Origin of the sequence: Paraburkholderia humisilvae (assembly GCF_902859855.1) — a bacterium.
Classification (GTDB): Bacteria; Pseudomonadota; Gammaproteobacteria; order Burkholderiales; family Burkholderiaceae; genus Paraburkholderia; species Paraburkholderia humisilvae.
In genome coordinates this window covers 39,661-56,781 of record NZ_CADIKH010000029.1, presented here as the reverse complement: position 1 = coordinate 56,781, position 17,121 = coordinate 39,661, and the positions used below count along the sequence as shown (strand labels likewise).

At 63.8% G+C, this 17,121-nt stretch carries 14 protein-coding genes; 6 read left to right on the top strand and 8 right to left on the bottom strand.

Going from position 1 to position 17,121, the window contains the following annotated elements; genetic code table 11:
• Positions 1-11 precede the first annotated feature (11 nt).
• On the top strand, positions 12-2,654 hold the full coding sequence (ptsP, locus tag HV796_RS26110) for a phosphoenolpyruvate--protein phosphotransferase (protein ID WP_175229389.1): 2,643 nt from the start codon (positions 12-14) through the stop codon (positions 2,652-2,654).
• Positions 2,655-2,752: 98 nt separating this feature from the next.
• On the top strand, positions 2,753-4,570 hold the full coding sequence (nagE, locus tag HV796_RS26105; RefSeq protein ID WP_175229388.1) for an N-acetylglucosamine-specific PTS transporter subunit IIBC: 1,818 nt from the start codon (positions 2,753-2,755) through the stop codon (positions 4,568-4,570).
• 95 nt (positions 4,571-4,665) lie between these two features.
• Here the strand turns inward: nagE and cydX are convergent, their stop codons facing one another.
• The 5 genes from cydX to rpoH form a co-directional block, all read right to left on the bottom strand.
• On the bottom strand, positions 4,666-4,779 hold the full coding sequence (gene cydX / locus HV796_RS26100) for a cytochrome bd-I oxidase subunit CydX (protein ID WP_175229387.1): 114 nt from the start codon (positions 4,777-4,779) through the stop codon (positions 4,666-4,668).
• Positions 4,780-4,831: 52 nt separating this feature from the next.
• Complete coding sequence (cydB, locus tag HV796_RS26095; protein ID WP_175229386.1) at positions 4,832-5,968, bottom strand: cytochrome d ubiquinol oxidase subunit II; 1,137 nt, start codon at positions 5,966-5,968, stop codon at positions 4,832-4,834.
• Between the two features lie 45 nt (positions 5,969-6,013).
• Entirely contained in the window at positions 6,014-7,603 is a 1,590-nt protein-coding gene (locus tag HV796_RS26090; protein WP_175229385.1) for a cytochrome ubiquinol oxidase subunit I, read from the bottom strand.
• On the bottom strand, positions 7,593-7,853 hold the full coding sequence (cydP, locus tag HV796_RS26085; protein ID WP_175229384.1) for a cytochrome oxidase putative small subunit CydP: 261 nt from the start codon (positions 7,851-7,853) through the stop codon (positions 7,593-7,595). Before cydP ends, HV796_RS26090 begins: the two co-directional genes overlap by 11 nt.
• 291 nt (positions 7,854-8,144) lie before the next feature.
• Positions 8,145-9,080 carry an RNA polymerase sigma factor RpoH gene (gene rpoH, locus HV796_RS26080; protein ID WP_175229383.1) on the bottom strand — a complete coding sequence of 312 codons (936 nt, stop codon included), beginning with the start codon at positions 9,078-9,080 and terminating at the stop codon, positions 8,145-8,147.
• A gap of 360 nt (positions 9,081-9,440) precedes the next feature.
• On the opposite strand from rpoH, the gene HV796_RS26075 reads away from it, so the two are divergent.
• Positions 9,441-10,004 carry an acyloxyacyl hydrolase gene (locus tag HV796_RS26075; protein WP_175229382.1) on the top strand — a complete coding sequence of 188 codons (564 nt, stop codon included), beginning with the start codon at positions 9,441-9,443 and terminating at the stop codon, positions 10,002-10,004.
• A gap of 44 nt (positions 10,005-10,048) precedes the next feature.
• Positions 10,049-10,432, top strand: coding sequence for a nuclear transport factor 2 family protein (locus HV796_RS26070; protein ID WP_175229381.1), 384 nt, complete (start codon positions 10,049-10,051; stop codon positions 10,430-10,432).
• 178 nt (positions 10,433-10,610) lie between these two features.
• Here the strand turns inward: HV796_RS26070 and leuA are convergent, their stop codons facing one another.
• Complete coding sequence (leuA, locus tag HV796_RS26065) at positions 10,611-12,290, bottom strand: 2-isopropylmalate synthase (protein ID WP_175229380.1); 1,680 nt, start codon at positions 12,288-12,290, stop codon at positions 10,611-10,613.
• A 524-nt stretch (positions 12,291-12,814) separates the two neighbouring features.
• Positions 12,815-13,798 (bottom strand): DNA-binding protein YbiB, encoded by a 984-nt coding sequence (gene ybiB / locus HV796_RS26060; protein ID WP_175229379.1) that lies wholly within the window; start codon positions 13,796-13,798, stop codon positions 12,815-12,817.
• 292 nt (positions 13,799-14,090) lie between these two features.
• Here ybiB and HV796_RS26055 point away from each other — a divergent pair, with 292 nt between their 5' ends.
• Positions 14,091-14,789, top strand: coding sequence for a fumarylacetoacetate hydrolase family protein (locus HV796_RS26055; protein WP_175229378.1), 699 nt, complete (start codon positions 14,091-14,093; stop codon positions 14,787-14,789).
• Positions 14,790-14,891: 102 nt separating this feature from the next.
• Positions 14,892-15,536, top strand: coding sequence for a maleylacetoacetate isomerase (gene maiA, locus HV796_RS26050; protein ID WP_175229377.1), 645 nt, complete (start codon positions 14,892-14,894; stop codon positions 15,534-15,536).
• 28 nt (positions 15,537-15,564) lie between these two features.
• On the opposite strand, the gene ftsY is transcribed toward maiA, so the two are convergent.
• Complete coding sequence (gene ftsY / locus HV796_RS26045; RefSeq protein ID WP_246356040.1) at positions 15,565-16,929, bottom strand: signal recognition particle-docking protein FtsY; 1,365 nt, start codon at positions 16,927-16,929, stop codon at positions 15,565-15,567.
• Positions 16,930-17,121 lie beyond the last annotated feature (192 nt).

The following is a 17,121-nucleotide window of genomic DNA, read 5'->3' as shown; positions in this document are numbered from 1 at the left end:
CGGGAACCCAGATGCGACGTGTCGAGGAGATAGTTTTGATGAGCCATACGGCCAGTCCTGCGAACAGCCAGGCGGTGAATGATTTAGCAGACCATATCGTTCTGGTTGCGCCATTGACCGGACCCGCGGTGCTGCTCGCGGACGTGCCCGACCCCGTGTTCTCGGGTGGCATGTTCGGCGACGGGATCGGCGTCGATCCGCTCGAAGGCAAGCTGCTTGCGCCGTGCGACGGCGTGATCACCCATATTGCGCGTACCGGGCATGCGGTGACGATCGTGACCGCGGAAGGTGCGCAAGTGTTGCTGCATATCGGCATCGACACCGTCGCGCTGAACGGCAAAGGCTTCGCGCCGATGATCGAACAGGGCGCACACGTACGCGCCGGCGACGTGCTGATCGAGTTCGATCAGGACACCATTGCACGCACGGCGCCGAGTCTCGTGTCAGTGATCGCGATCGCGAATTCCGAGGCGTTTGAGATCGTCGAGTGCAGCGCCAGCGGCGACAAGCTGAAAGCTGGCGAAACGCCGCTACTCGTGCTGCGTGCGCGCGCTGGCGCCGCTGCCGAAACAGCGCGCAGTGCCAGCGCGGTGACCGACGAGGCGCGCCGGCAAGTCACGCTGGCGCACGCCGGCGGCCTGCATGCGCGGCCCGCGGCGCGCGTGCGCGAAGCGGCGCGCGGCTTCGATGCGCATGTCGAGGTGCGCTACAACGGGCGCAAGGCGCCGGTCGAAAGCGTCGTCGGTTTGCTCGGGCTGGGTGCGGGCGCAGGTGCGACGGTCGAGATTGTCGGCATCGGCGCGCAGGCGGCGGCGGCAGTCGAAGCGGTTGCGCATGAACTGATGCGCGAAGCGCATGGCGAGATCGAAGAGAAGCCGGCGCGGCAAAGCTCGCCGGCGCCGCAGGTTGAGGGTTTGATGGGGGCGAGCGTTGCGTCGAACGCTGCGACATCCGCGCCGAACACGCTTGCGGGCGTGTGCGCGGCGCCGGGCGTCGCGGTCGGCAAGCTCGTGCGTTGGGACGACGCCGATATCGTGACGCCCGAGCACGCGCAAGGCACCCCTGCATCGGAAAGCCGGCGCCTTGACAAAGCGATCGCCGCGGTCGACGCGGAATTGAACGCGACCGTGCGCGACGCGTCGCAGCGCGGCGCGGTCGGCGCGGCGGGCATTTTCACCGTGCATCGTGTGTTGCTCGAAGACCCGACGCTCGTCGATGCAGCGCGCGATCTGATCAGCCTGGGCAAGAGCGCGGGATTCGCATGGCGCGCAGCCATCCAGTCGCAGATCGCGGTTCTGGCGAACGTTGACGATACGCTGCTCGCCGAACGCGCGGCGGACCTGCGCGACATCAGCAAACGCGTGCTGCGCGCACTCGGCTATGCAAACACGGCGGCGCGCGCACTGCCCGACGAAGCCGTGCTGGCCGCCGACGAGTTCACGCCGTCCGATCTGTCGTCGCTCGATCGCACGCGCGTGACCGCGCTGCTGATGGCGCGCGGCGGTGCGACTTCGCATGCGGCGATCATCGCGCGGCAGCTGGGCCTCCCGGCGCTGGTCGCGATGGGCGACGCGCTGCACCGGATCGCGGAACACACGCAGGTGGTCGTCGACGCGAGCCACGGTCGGCTCGAATACGCGCCGAGCCTGCGCGATGTCGAGCGCGCGCGCAATGAATGCCGGCGCCTTGCCGGCGTGCGCGAAACGAATCGGCGCGCGTCGCATCAGGTCGCGGCGACACGCGATGGCCGTGGCGTCGAAGTCGCGTCGAACATCGCGACGCTCGACGATGCGAAGACCGCTGTCGACAACGGCACCGACGCGGTCGGCCTGTTGCGCACCGAGCTGCTGTTTATTCACCGGCAGGCGGCGCCGAGCGTCGACGAACATCGGCAGAGCTATCAGGTGATTGTCGATGCGCTCGCGGGTCGCACGGCGATCATCCGCACGCTCGACGTCGGCGCGGACAAGGAGGTCGACTATCTGACGCTGCCGCCCGAACCGAATCCGGCGCTCGGCTTGCGCGGCATCCGTCTCGCGCAGGTACGTCCGGATCTGCTCGACGATCAGTTGCGCGGATTGCTCGCGGTGCAGCCGGTCAGCGCCGTGCGCATTCTGTTGCCGATGGTGACCGACGCCGGCGAACTGGTGCGCTTGCGCCGCCGTATCGACGAACTCGCAAATGAAGCCGGACGCACCGAGCCGGTCGAAGTGGGCGTGATGATCGAGGTGCCGTCGGCCGCACTGCTTGCCGACCAGCTTGCGCAGCACGCGGACTTCCTGTCGATCGGCACCAACGATCTCACGCAGTACACGCTCGCGATGGACCGTTGTCAGCCGGAGCTCGCCGCACAGTCCGACGGACTGCATCCGGCCGTGCTGCGGCTGATCGATGCGACCGTGCGCGGCGCACAGAAGCACGGCAAGTGGGTCGGCGTGTGCGGCGCGCTCGCGGGCGATCCGCTCGCGGTGCCGCTACTCGTCGGCCTCGGTGTGACCGAGCTTTCGGTGGACCCGGTGTCGGTGCCGGCGATCAAGGCGCGAGTGCGCACCCTCGATTACCAGCAGTGCCGTCAGCGCGCGCAGGATGCGCTCGCGCTCGATTCGGCACAAGCGGTAAGAACGGCGAGCCGGCAAAACTGGCCGCTCGATTAAGTGAAAGCGCGAATGCGCGGCGCACGCCGCGCTGACGCATGCCCATGCATGGACGTCATTCGACGTCGCGATGAAAAGAAAGTGGAGTGGAGCGGACAATGGATGGAAACCCTTTTCTGAAGGTGCAGCGCCTCGGTCGCGCGCTGATGCTGCCGATTGCGGTGCTGCCGGTCGCCGGGCTGCTATTGCGGCTTGGACAGCCGGACGTGTTCAACATCAAGATGATTGCCGATGCGGGCGGTGCGATCTTCGACAACCTGCCGCTGCTGTTCGCGATCGGCGTCGCGGTCGGCTTTGCGAAGGACAATAACGGCGTCGCGGCGCTGGCCGGCGCGATCGGCTATCTCGTCGAAGTCGCGGTGATGAAGGACATCAACGACAAGCTCAACATGGGTGTGCTGTCGGGGATCATCGCGGGTATCGTCGCCGGGATGCTGTACAACCGGTACAAGGACATCAAGCTACCCGACTACCTCGCGTTCTTCGGCGGCAAGCGTTTTGTGCCGATTGTCACGGGTGTCGTGTGTCTCGTGCTGGGCATTGTGTTCGGCTATGTGTGGGCGCCGATACAGTCGGCGATCGACATCGCGGGCCACTGGCTGACGACGGCCGGCGCAATCGGCGCGTTCGTATTCGGTCTGCTGAACCGGCTGCTGCTCGTGACAGGCCTGCATCACATTCTGAACTCGCTTGCGTGGTTCGTGTTCGGCACGTTTACGCCGCCCGGCGGCGCCGCGGTGACCGGCGACCTGCATCGCTTCTTTGCCGGCGACCCCACTGCGGGCACCTTCATGACGGGCTTCTTCCCGGTCATGATGTTCGGCCTGCCGGCCGCGTGTCTGGCGATGTTCCACGAAGCGCCGAAGGAGCGCCGCGCGGTGGTCGGCGGCCTGCTGTTCTCGATGGCGCTGACGTCGTTTCTGACCGGCGTCACCGAGCCGATCGAATTCAGCTTCATGTTCCTCGCGCCGGTGCTGTATGCGATTCACGCGGTGCTGACCGGCCTCGCGCTGGCGATCTGCTCGGCGCTCGGCATCCATCTCGGCTTTACGTTCTCGGCCGGTGCGATCGACTACGTATTGAACTACGGGCTGTCGACGAAAGGCTGGCAGGCGATTCTGATAGGGCTCGCTTACGCGGTTGTTTACTACGGCCTGTTCCGCTTCTTCATCCGCAAGTTCAACATGGCGACGCCGGGCCGTGAGCCGGAAGGCGCCGATTCCGTACAGGCCGTTTCGGCGGCCGTCGCCGGCGGCTATGTCGCGCCGGCGGCCGGCTCAGCACTGCCGCGTGCGCAACGGTATATCGCAGCGTTGGGCGGTGCGGACAATCTGACGGTCGTCGATGCATGCACCACGCGTTTGCGTCTGTCGGTGCGGGATTCTGAAAAAGTGTCGGACGCCGGATTGAAATCGATCGGCGCACGTGGCGTATTGAAGCGCGGTTCGACCAATGTGCAGGTGATCATCGGGCCGGAAGCGGACATCATTGCCGACGAAATCCGCACGGCGATCGGGCAGGGCGTCGACGCCGCAGGCACTTCGGGCGGCGGAGCCGCCGCGGCGAGCCATGCCGCGCTTTCGGTGGCTCAGACGTCGGCCGCTGAGACGGTCGCGGCGGTTGCCGCGGCATCGGCAGCCGCGAGCGGTCCGCTGGACCCGGATCCGCTGCGCTGGCTCGCGGTGTTCGGCGGCGCGACGAATATCGTGTCGCTGCAGGTGGTCGCAGCGACGCGTCTGCGCATCGTCGTGCGCGATGCGTCGGCGGTGGACCGTCAGCGGCTCGGCATGCTCGATGTCGCGTGGGTGTCGACCGATACGTTCCATGTGGTCGTCGGGCGAGCTGCGCAACGCTATGAGCAGCAGCTGTCGGCGCGCTTGCCGGCGACTGGCGGCGCCGCGGTACAGCCGGCGTAGTCGAAAGTCGAACTGCGCAAGTCCGCGAACCAGCAGCGGGAAACGACGCAGCGAAGTAGACGCGGCGCCCTTGATACAAGGGCGCCGCGTTGCGTTTACCGCTTCGTTGTTGCCACGACGGTCGAACGCCGCGCCTCAAGCCACATCACGTTGATGATGCCAAACGCGAGTGCGACGCCAATGCCGAGAATCCAGCTGAAATACCACATTGAATACCCCTTGTTGATGCGACGCGCGGCGCAAGGCTTCGCGCGTCGGTGGTCAATACATCGAGTGATGGTCTCGCTCGAGCGCTTGCGCGGTCACCTTGCCGCGCATCACGCGATACACCCAGCTCGTGTACGCAAGAATGATCGGCAGGAAGATCACGACCGCGATCAGCATGATCTGCAGCGTCATGCGGCTCGACGTCGAGTCCCAGACGGTCAGGCTGCTGCGTGCATCGAGTGACGACGGCATGATGAACGGGAACATCGAAAACCCGGCAGTCAGAATCACGCCGCTCACCATGAGCGACGTCGCGAGAAACGCGGTCTTCTCAAAGCGGGAACTGGCGAGCAACGATGCGAGCAGTCCGCCGAGCACGCCGGCGCTCGGCGCGGCCGTCATCCACGGATACGACGCATAGTTCGTGAGCCACAAGCCCGGCGCGCCAATCACGCTTTTCAGCAGAGGGTTTGCCACCGTGTCGAGCGGCGGAGCATCGACGATCTGATATCCGCCGATCGCGGTCGCGATCAGCGCGCCCGCCAGCAGAAACAGCACAACGGCGACAAGCGATGCGATGCGCAGCGCGCGCGCCGCGCGCTTTGCGATCATGCCATCTGACTTCGTCCTGACGAATGCCGCGCCGTGCGCAGCGAGCATCGACACGCTGACGAGTCCGCACAGCAGCGCGAACGGATTCAGCAACGCGAAAAAACTGCCGTGATAAGTCGTGCGCAGGTCCTGGTCGAAGGCGAACGGCACGCCTTGCAGCAAATTGCCGAACGCAACGCCGAACACCAGCGCCGGTACGAAGCCGCCGACGAACAACGCCCAGTCCCATGCGTTGCGCCAGCGGGGATTGTCGCGTTTGCCGCGGTAGTCGAATCCGACCGGCCTGAAGAACAGGGCGAACAGCACCAGCAGCATCGCGAAGTAGAAGCCTGAAAACGATGCCGCATAAACGAGCGGCCATGCGGCGAACATCGCGCCGCCCGCCGTGATCAGCCACACCTGATTGCCTTCCCAGGTCGCGCCGACTGTGTTGACGACAATACGCCGTTCGTTGTCCGTCTTGCCGATGAACGGCAGAAGCATGCCGACGCCCATATCGAAGCCGTCGGTGAGCGCGAAGCCGATCAGCAGCACGCCGATCAGCGCCCACCAGATCAATTTGAGGGTTGCGTAGTCCATGATGATGTTTTCCGTACAGAAAGAGGCGGATCGGACAGCGGCGCGTCAGGTCGCCGTTTTCGCGCCAATCGGCTGCTCGCGCAGCGTTTCATGGTGGTAGCGCCCGGTGTGCAGCGACGACGGCCCGAGTCGCGCGTACTTGAACATCAACATGATCTCGATGACGAACAGCGCGGTGTAGAACAGCACAAAGCCCGCAAGGCTCACGTAGAGGTCGCTCGGCGCAAGGCTGGACGCGGACAGCGCGGTCGGCAGAATGCCGGCGATTGTCCACGGCTGGCGCCCGACTTCGGCGACGATCCAGCCGAACTCCGCGGCGAGCCAGGGCAGCGGAATCGCCCACACGGCCCAGTGCAGGAACCAGCGACGCTTGTCGAGCAGCAGCGAACGCTGTGCGCAGAACCAGAATGCGAGCACGAAGGTCGCGAGGAACAGGAAGCCAAGACCGACCATCAGGCGGAATGAGTAGAACACCGGCGCGACCGGTGGAATCGATTGCTTCGCGGCCTGCCTGATTTGCTCTGGTGTTGCATCAGTCACGTTCGGCGCGAATTTCTTGAGCAGCAGCCCGTAGCCGAGGTCGGCCTTGTGCTCGTCGAACGTGGCGCGCACTTCGTCGCTGGTGTCGCCTTGCTTGAGCTTCTGCAATGCTTCGTACGCGATCATGCCGTTCCTGATGCGCGCTTCGTGCCGCGCAATCAGGTCCTTCAGGCCGACCACGGGCACATCGAGCGAGCGCGTCGCGATCAGGCCGAGCACGTACGGAATGCGGATCGCGTAGTCGGTGCGCTCTCCCGTTTGATTTGGAATACCGATGATCGTAAACGGCGCGGGCGCCGGCGAGGTCTCCCATTCGGATTCGATGGCCGCGAGCTTCACCTGCTGGACTTCACCCGTGCGATAGCCGGATTCGTCGCCGAGCACGATGACACAGAGAGTCGATGCAAGTCCAAAACCTGCTGCGACCGCGAACGAGCGCAGCGCGAATTCGGTGTCGCGTCGCTTGAGCAGATACCACGACGACACGCCGAGCACGAACATCGACGCAGTCACATAACCCGCGGACACCGTATGCACGAACTTCACCTGCGCGACCGGGTTGAACACGACGTCGAACAGGTTCACGAGTTCCATGCGCATCGTTTCGTAGTTGAATTCCGCGCCGACCGGATTGTTCATCCAGCCGTTCGCAACGAGAATCCACAACGCCGACAGGTTTGACCCGAGCGCGACCAGAAATGTGACGATCAGATGCTGAACCCGCGAAAGACGGTTCCATCCGAAGAAAAACAACCCGACGAAGGTTGATTCGAGGAAGAACGCCATCAGACCTTCGACGGCGAGCGGCACGCCGAAGATATCGCCGACGTAGTGCGAGTAGTACGACCAGTTGGTGCCGAACTGGAACTCGAGCGTAAGGCCGGTCGTGACGCCCATCGCAAAGTTAATGCCGAAGAGCTTGCCCCAGAACTGGGTCATGTCCTTGTAGATCTGCTTGCCCGTCATCACGTAGACGGACTCCATGATCACGAGGAGCCACGACAGCCCAAGCGTGAGCGGGACGAACAGGAAGTGGTAGAGCGCCGTAATGGCGAACTGAAGACGCGAAAGCTCGACGACTTCGTTAACGGGCATGGTGATCACCTTCGGACGGATTCGATGCGGGCACCGATAGCAGTGCCTGTGCGACTTGCTCAGGCGGCAGCGACATGTGTTGCGCCTGCGGATGATTGAAGAAAGCGAGCTTGAGCGCGAACAGCAGCGCGAACTTGATCGCGAGCACGATGACGATGTCGCGTGCGAAGGTCGGGCCGCGCGCCCAGCTTGCGATGCGCGCCCACGATGCGGCGCGCAGCGGGTTCCTGAGATTGAGCGTTATGGTCATGATCGGTGGATGACGACGTCACCTGGCCGGCGGCGCCTGGCGGCCGCTAGCAAGGGCATAACGATTCTAGGAGCGCGGTTGCCGCGACGCGTATTGCGCGATGCGGCATTAAGTCGCGAAGGCGTCCTGAAGACAGAAGTATTGTGACCCGCGTTGCGCTACGTCAAGGGAACGACGGGGAGCAACGCCGGGGTGACGAGCGCGGTAGAAACTGAGACAAAAAAGCCCTGCCAGTCTTTCGACGGCAGGGCCTCAGTTTTCTTGCCCGGGACAAAGCCCGGTATTCACGCGTTATGCGTAGTCGGCGAGCGCGTTGCGCATCTTCTTCATCGCGCTTGCTTCGATCTGCCGGATGCGTTCCGCCGACACGCCGAATTCGTCAGCCAGTTCGTGCAGCGTCGAGCCGCCCGAACCGTCGTCTTCGACTTGCAGCCAGCGCGCTTCGATGATCCGGCGGCTGCGCGCGTCGAGCGACTCGAGCGCGGTGGCAATGCCATCGCTGTGCAGCTTGTCCCGCTGGCGTTGAGCGATCACCGCGGTGGGTTCGCTATGCGAATCCGCGAGGTAAGCGATCGGCGCGAACGACTCTTCGCCGTCCTCGACCTGACCTTCCAGCGCGATATCGCCGCCGGACAGCCGGGTTTCCATTTCCGCGACTTCCTCACGCTTCACATTGAGCTCTTTCGCGAGGCCGTCGATCTCGTCCGGCGTGAACGATTGCAAACCCTGCTTGTGGCTGCGCAGATTGAAGAACAGCTTGCGCTGGGCCTTCGTGGTCGCAACCTTCACCATGCGCCAGTTGCGCAGGATGTATTCGTGGATCTCCGCCTTGATCCAGTGCATTGCATACGACACGAGGCGCACGTTCTGCGCCGGGTCGAAGCGTTTCACCGCCTTCATCAGGCCGATGTTGCCCTCCTGAATCAGGTCCGCATGCGGCAGGCCATAACCGAGGTAGTTGCGCGCGATCGACACGACCAGCCGCAGGTGCGACAGCACCAGCCGCCGCGCGGACTCCAGATTGTTCTGCTCGCGGAATTCTGTCGCGAACTGCCGCTCTTCTGCCGGCGTCAGCATCGGAATCCGGTTCACGGCCTGGATGTAGGCGTCGATGTTGCCCAACTGCCCGGGCAGAAGCGAAGCGTGCGCGAGCGTCAGTGCACCTGCCGAGCCGGACTTAGCCGACGACGGGCTGAGAGTATTCGGAAGGGTCATTGCGTTACTCACGTAGCGTACTCCTTTGGGTCAGACAAAACGCCGTATTAAGCGGCGCCACCAAGATGTTAGCACTCTGCTTTACCGAGTGCTAACACTTAGAGACTCTAAAATCATCCAAGTTCCAGAATTTCCTATCGAAACCTAATTCTCAATAGTATTGTACCCATTTCTGCGAATATTGCCCTAGCAGGTTAGGATTCATCCGCACTGCATGTGGGGCCATCTAAGGGGCATCATTCTTTCCTGAAACGAGGGGAGCCGCACCGCAGTGGCAGAATTTTTAGGGAACGATGTTCGCGGATATCTCAAAAAACGACCGTTTTGCTCTTAACTCACTTGAAGATTCAACCTGGCAATTCAGGGTACAAGATGAACGAAAACAAAGAGTTCTGGCGTGATCTGGTGCTAAAAAGCGTTTGCACGGCAACTTTTCTCGGCTTTTCCGGGGCTGCGGCGGCCGATCAGTTCGGTGTTCAATTAGCGGCGGGTACGGCGGACCACCATGTTCGCAAACTTGACCTCGGTTTCGTGTGGGACCCCAACCTCACGTGGTGGGAGATAGGAGACTGGCATTTTGCGCTGATCGGCGAGGCACATGCCGCATGGTGGCATACCGACGAAGGCAACGTGCACGACAACATCGGCGAATTCGGTGTGACGCCGGTGGTTCGCTTTATCAAGGGCAGCGGCTGGCTGCGCCCGTACGTGGAACTGGGCGTCGGTGTGCGTTTGATTACCCACCCGCGCGAGTCGAGCAGCTTTACGATGAGCTCCGCATTCCAGTTCGCGGATATGGCGGGCGCCGGTTTCGCGTTCGGCGAGCATCAGCACTATCAGATCGGCTATCGCTTCCAGCACCTCTCCAACGCCAGTATCAAAGAGCCGAATCCTGGTATAAATTTCCACCAAATATACGTGCAGTACAACTTCTGACGACCGCGGCCGCTTTCGGCTCCGTCGGTGAAGGGGCGAATGCGATGGCCGCTAAAGTAATCGAGGCGATTCGCGGGCTCGAGCGCGATCGCTTTCGCGCGATGGTCGACGGCAATGGACCGCAGCTCGACGCGTTGCTTTCGGATAGCGTGATCTACGTGCATACGAACGGCAAACGCGAGACCAAGCGGCAGTTCATTGACGCGATTACCGCTGGCCGCCGTCGCTATCGCCAGATCGAGATCCAGTCGCAGGATGTGCTGCCGGTGGGACGCGAAACGTGCGTAGTCACGGGACGCGCGTTGATCGAGATGGAAGCGAACAACGGTGCACTGCTTTTTCCGATTGCGTACACCGCGATTCAGGCGCAGGAAGAAGGGCAGTGGCGCCTGATCGCGTGGCAGGCGACCCGCTGCGCGCTGGAATGACGGAGAGACACCTTTTACTGCCCCCCGTCACCTCTCCCGGTATAGCCTCTTGAGCTGACCGTTCGTACAAGGCAGTCCGATCGGAACTGCCCCGCGTGACTGACGCACCGCCTTCCTGCCGCCGTTCTCTTGAATTTTCCGTCGGCTCTTTCCGATGCTTGCCGCTACTCTGCGCGTATCAGGCCGCGACCTTGCTGCGTTCGGCAGACGTCCACACGGCGGCGCGATTGACACCGCTGATCACCGCATCGACGATCGCCGCTGCTTCGTCAGTGCCGATTCCCCCACCATGGCGCGGCGTTTCGTCGCCCACCCGGCAGCCGACGAATACCGCGATACGGCCGTCCGTTGCCCGCACGGTTTCGCACGACGTGATCTCGATCCGCTGGCCGGTGGCCGTGGCGATCGCAGCGGCGACCCATTGCGCATGAGCGTCGTGCGCCCCGCTGTGCGCCCCGCTTGCAGCACCCGTTTGAACGCCCCCGATGCGGATCGGGCGACCTTCCCAGTGCACGATGCTTGTATCGACGCGCCGCGCTGGCCCTGCCACATCGAAATATTCGCGGGCAAACAGCGCGCAGATCGCTTCCCCGCTGACTTCCGCGCCTGACTCGTCTGCCACGGCCTGCACCGCGTGACTGAACTCGATCTGCACGCGGCGCGGCGGCGCGAAACCCATGCCGCGCTCGAGCAGGTAAGTCGCGCCGCCTTTGCCGGACTGACTGTTCACGCGGATCACCGCGTCGTAGCCGCGCCCGACATCGGCTGGATCGATCGGCAGGTAGGGCACTTCCCACACCGCGCCGGGCACCTGCTGCACGAAGCCCTTGCGGATCGCGTCCTGATGCGAGCCCGAAAACGCCGTATAGACGAGGTCGCCCGCATACGGATGGCGCGGATGCACCGGCAACTGATTGCAACGTTCGACGACGCGGCGCACGCCATCGATATCAGACAGATCGAGGCCCGGATCGACGCCTTGTGTGTACAGGTTCAACGCAAGCGTGACGAGATCGACATTACCGGTGCGCTCGCCATTGCCGAACAGGCATCCTTCGATGCGATCCGCGCCTGCCAGCAGCGCGAGTTCCGCTGCGGCGACTGCGGTGCCGCGATCGTTATGCGGATGCACGGACAAGATGATGCTGTCGCGGTAGCCGAGATTGCCGTCCATCCATTCGATCTGGTCCGCGTAGACGTTCGGCGTGGACGCTTCGACCGTGGCCGGCAGATTGACGATCATCTTGTGCTCGCGCGTCGGCCGCCACGTTTGTGCGACCGCGTCGCAGACTTCACGCGCAAACGCGAGCTCGGTCATGCTGAACGTCTCCGGCGAGTACTGGTAGATCCAGTGCGTGTGCGGTCGCGCATCGGCGTGCTGGCGAATCAGCCGCGTGCCTTCCACCGCGAGTGCCTTCACGGCGTCCTTCGTCTGGTTGAACACGATCTTGCGGAATGACGGGCAGATCGCGTTGTACAGATGCACGATCGCGCGCGGCACGCCTTCGAGCGCGTCGAACGTGCGCGCGATCAGGTCTTCGCGCGATTGCACAAGGACTTCGATCGTGACGTCGTCGGGAATGCGCGCCTCGGTGATCAGCTTGCGAACGAAATCGAAGTCGGTTTGCGAGGCGGACGGAAATCCAACTTCGATTTCCTTGAAGCCGATCGACACCAGCATGTCGAAGAACTCGAGCTTTTGCGCGATGCTCATCGGCTCGATCAGTGACTGGTTGCCGTCGCGCAGATCGGTGCTCATCCAGATCGGCGCTCGATCGATGGTGCGACTCGGCCATTTTCGGCCGTTCAAACGGACGGTGGGAAAGGGGCGGTATTTCTCGGCAGGGTCGCGCAACATGATGGCCTCGTTCGTTTAGTCGTATGCGATGGGGTGAGGCGCCGAGCGGTTGGCTCGATACCACGGATGCACGGACCGCGCGCCGGCGGGAAGCGCCGGCGCTAGCTGGAGCAACGAACGGACGCGGACGAAGAACGGTGTGGAGAACGCCATGGCGATGGTGACGCCGGCGACGTTCAGCAACGGAGTGCTTGCAACGTGCATTTGACCCTCGCGACTCGTCCGAACGGTATACGGGCGAGTACAGACGACTACAGGTTGTGAAGGAACTACGGTTGGGATGAAACAGGAACAACGGGGAACTGCAGGGAGGACCGCGGCGGCTTTCGGACGGGAGCCCTAGGCAAACGCGGCGCTACGCCTCGCTTACGCTAGACGTAGCGATAGGGGCCGCGCTAGGCGACCGCTGGTAATTCGGAGGGAGTTCAGGATGGAACGCATGGTGCGAATGTAAGACAGCGGGCGTAGATATGTCAACCGCGGATTGCGCGGTGCGCCGTGGCCGCCGTCTCGCATACCGCCGGTCAGGCCGCTTTTTTCGCGATCCCGGTGATCACTTCGACCTGCCGCTCAATCGCGGCGGGCACGGGCGCCGCGCCGCGCATCACGTCGGCGATCCACGCGGCCGTGGTCGCCGCATCGCGCGCTTCGGGCAGATCGACCGTCGGCGCGTCCGCGGACGACCGCTCCGGCATCACGAGCGTCTCGCACTGCCCGTCATGCAGCCAGTCGATCTGTACCTGGCGGCGGGTGTCGGCGACCGCTTCGCCTTCGGTGCCGCGCGCAAGCAGCGCGCCGCCCGCAGCCGCGTCCGGATGCGCGACGAACAGTTGCGTGAGGCTCTCGCGATACGGCGGATGCGTGTAATTCACGAGCCGCAGCGCCGGCGGCGCGAACGGCTGCAGGATCTTGACGAGCGTGTGTGTCGAGTTGCGCACGCCCATCACGCGCCGCAGTGCGAGCAGCCGCGCGAGCTTTGGCGCAAGCGTCCCGATCGGCGCAAACGCGACTCGGCGTTCGACGAGGGCGGCTTCGATATCGCTATGTGTCCGCGCGGCGGCAACCTGCAGCCGGGCGAAAATTTCCGCGCTCGTGACGCGGCCCGGATCTTCGGTCACGCCGTGCACCAGCACCGGCACGCCTTCGCGCGCGAGCAGCAGCGCAAGCAGCGGCACGAGGTTGGGCTGCTTGCGTGCGCCGTTGTAGCTCGGGATCGACACTGCGGACACCGCGCGCGACCCCCGATCCGGCACGCGGATCGGCTCAAACGATGCATGCGCGGCGGCCAGCATCGCGGCGAGTTCATCCGCCGATTCACCTTTCAACCGGTAAGCCAGCAGCACGGCGCCCAGCTCGACGTCGGACACGCGGCCGTCGAGCATCGCGCTATAGAGCGCATGGGTATCTTCGGATGTCAGCGCACGGGCGCCATGCGGACCGCGCCCGATCTCCTTGATGAAGCGGGCGCACGGGAAAGGGGGCAACTCGGTAGCGGCGGAATCGTTCATCGGACTGAGATCGGCGGTACTGCGGGGTAGTGGTGCAAACGCGACGGTCCGTACGCGGAGCGATGCCGGCGGTCACCGTAACGCTTGATCGGCTGATCGGAATAGCTTGAGTATCGCACGGTGCGCGGTTCGCCTCATGTCCGCGCCCATGAACGCCCGCCGCGATCCACCGGAGCAACCGACTCCCGCGCGAGCGGGCAAGCGTCAAGCGCGCGATATATCAGCGCGTTAAACTCGCTGTTTTGAGATTTCACCTGCCGCGCACGCGGTTTCATATTTGACGGAGAACGGAATGGGTTACGTCTTTACGCCGGCGCCGGTTGTCGGCGTGCCGGTGGCCGGATCGAGCGATCAGTTCGCGGTGCGTCGCATCTACTGCGTCGGGCGCAACTACGAGGCGCATGCGCGCGAGATGGGGCACGACCCGAATCGCGAGCCGCCGTTCTTCTTCTGCAAGCCGTCCGATGCGGTGTTGTATGTCGCGCCGGGTGCAACGGGCGAATTGCCGTACCCGCCGCAAACGGGCAACTTGCACTTCGAAATGGAAATGGTCGCGGCGATCGGCAAGGCAGGTAAGGACATTTCTGTCGATAGCGCGCTCGATCACGTGTACGGTTACGCGCTCGGCCTCGACATGACGCGCCGCGATTTGCAGGCGGAAGCGAAAAAGCTCGGCCGCCCGTGGGACACCGCGAAGGGCTTCGACTATTCGGCGCCGCTCGGGCCGATTCATCCGGTGTCGAAAGTGGGTCATATCGGCAAGGGCGCGATCTGGCTGTCGGTGAATGGCGCGGAAAAACAGCGCTCGGATGTATCGCAATTGATCTGGTCGGTCGCGGAGACGATCGCGTATCTGTCGACGCTATTCGAACTGCAGCCGGGCGATCTGATCTTCACCGGCACGCCGGAAGGGGTTGGCGCGGTCGCGAAGGGCGATCTGATGAAGGGGGGCGTCGACGGACTGGGCGAGTTCAGTGTGCGCGTGGTTTAACTGCGCATTCAGACGTAGTCGGATTGCGAGAAAAAGCCCGGTTCAGCCGGGTCGCGAACAGACCGGGTCGCGCATCGTCTGCGGACTGGGGGAGACATATCGATGAAGCTGTACAGCTACTTTCGTAGTTCCGCCGCGTATCGCGTGCGCATTGCGCTCAATCTCAAGCAGCTGCCGTACGACTATCTGCCGGTGCATCTGCTGCGCAACGGCGGCGAGCAGTTCGCCGGCGCGTACCGGGAGCTGAATCACGATGCGGTGGTGCCGACGCTCGTCGACGACGGCAAGGTGCTGCAGCAGTCGCTGGCGATCATCGAGTATCTTGAGGAGACGCATCCGCAGCCGCCGCTGCTGCCGGGGTCGCCCGCTGAACGCGCATACATTCGTGGCATCGCGCTGCAAGTTGCGTGTGAAATCCATCCGCTCGACAACCTGCGCGTGCTGAAGTATCTGAAGCACACGGTCGGCGCGAGCGATGACGTGAAAAATGCGTGGTATCAGCACTGGATCAGCGCGGGCTTCAAGGCGCTCGAAGAGCATCTGGTCGCCAGCCGTCGTAGTGGGGCGTTCTGTTTCGGCGATACGCCGACCGTTGCCGATGCTTGCCTGATCCCGCAGGTGTTCAACGCGGATCGGTTCAACGTCGATATGAGCGGGTTTCCGACGATCCGCGCTATTTACGACCAGGCGAACCAGTTGAGCGCGTTCGCGGACGCGGCGCCGGGCGCGCAGCCTGACGCGGAGTGAAGGCGCGGAGAGACGGCGCGCCGCGCGATTAGCCGCCGAGCAGCGCGTCGGAGAATTCCTCGGCGCTAAACGGCTGCAAATCCTCGACTTTTTCGCCGATCCCGATGAAATACACCGGTACGGGCCTCTGCCGCGCAATCGCAGCGAGAATACCGCCCTTCGCGGTGCCGTCGAGTTTCGTCACGATCAGGCCGGTGAGGCCTAGCGCGTCGTCGAACGACTTCACCTGCGAGAGCGCGTTCTGACCGGTATTCGCGTCGATCACGAGCAGCACTTCGTGCGGCGCGCCTTCAAGCGCTTTGCCGATCACGCGTTTGACCTTGCGCAGCTCTTCCATCAGATGCAACTGCGTCGGCAGGCGTCCTGCCGTATCGGCCATCAGCACGTCGATCTTGCGCGCGCGCGCGGCGCCCACCGCGTCGAAAATAACCGCGGCCGGGTCCCCGCTTTCCTGCGACACAACGGTCACGTTGTTGCGTTCGCCCCAGATCGCGAGCTGCTCGCGCGCGGCGGCGCGGAACGTATCGCCGGCGGCAAGCAGCACCGACTGATCGAAGCGCTGCAGATGTTTCGCAAGCTTGCCGATGCTGGTGGTTTTGCCGGCGCCGTTCACGCCGGCGATCATCATCACGAGCGGCTGGTCGCGGCCGAGCATCAACGATTTTTCCAGTGGCTTCAGCAGGCCGACCAGCAACTCGCGCAGTGCGGCTTTCACCTGCTGCGGGTCGGTGAGCCGCTCATTGCGGACTTTCTCGCGCAGCGACTCGAGCAGGAACTCGGTTGCGTCGACGCCCGCGTCGGACATCAGCAGCGCGGTTTCGAGCTCTTCGTACAGGTCTTCGTCGATTTTCGTGCCGACGAAAATGCCGGTGATGCTCGAACTCGTCTTCGAGAGGCCGCTCTTCAGACGCGACAGCCACGAGCGCTTCGCGGCAGGCTCGGGCGTCGGCGGGGGAACGATTTCGACGGTTTCGAAGGTGTCGGATGCTGCGGGCTCAAGCGCGGCTGGGCTGGTGGGACGCTGCACAGGCTGCGGTTCGCGTGCGACGGGTGGTGCCGGCCGGAACGGCGCTGGCGGCGGCGAGCTAGCCTGCGGCTGCGATTCGGCGCGCGGCGCAGCGGCTGAATTAATCGGCTCAGGTGCGAATGCCGGCGTGGCAGGCGATGCCTCCGCTGCAGGTGGTGCGGGTGTGGGCACGGGCTGCGGCGCCACCGGGCGCAGCGGCTGCTGTGTCTCGGGGGGCGTGCGGTCGGCGCGCGACGAAGTGGCAGGCGCATCGGCCACTGGCGTTTCGGCGGGCGCATCCGGCGCCACGTCCGCGACATCCGGCGACTCGGTCTGCGCATTGTCGGACGTCTTGGAACCCCTGAATCGTTTTAGAAAACTGAACATGTGCTGGCGTGTTGAAGAGACGCGCCGGGTTTTGCCGGCGAAGGTCGCAAAGCTTAAATGCGGGCCATAACGACAAAGGCCACAGCGCGAAGGTCACGAATGGGGAAACTGCGGGCAGGTTGCGTGGAAGCCGCAAGCGCAAGGCTGACATTTTATCAGGCGTCGCCCGCACTCGCGGCGCGGCGAGACGTC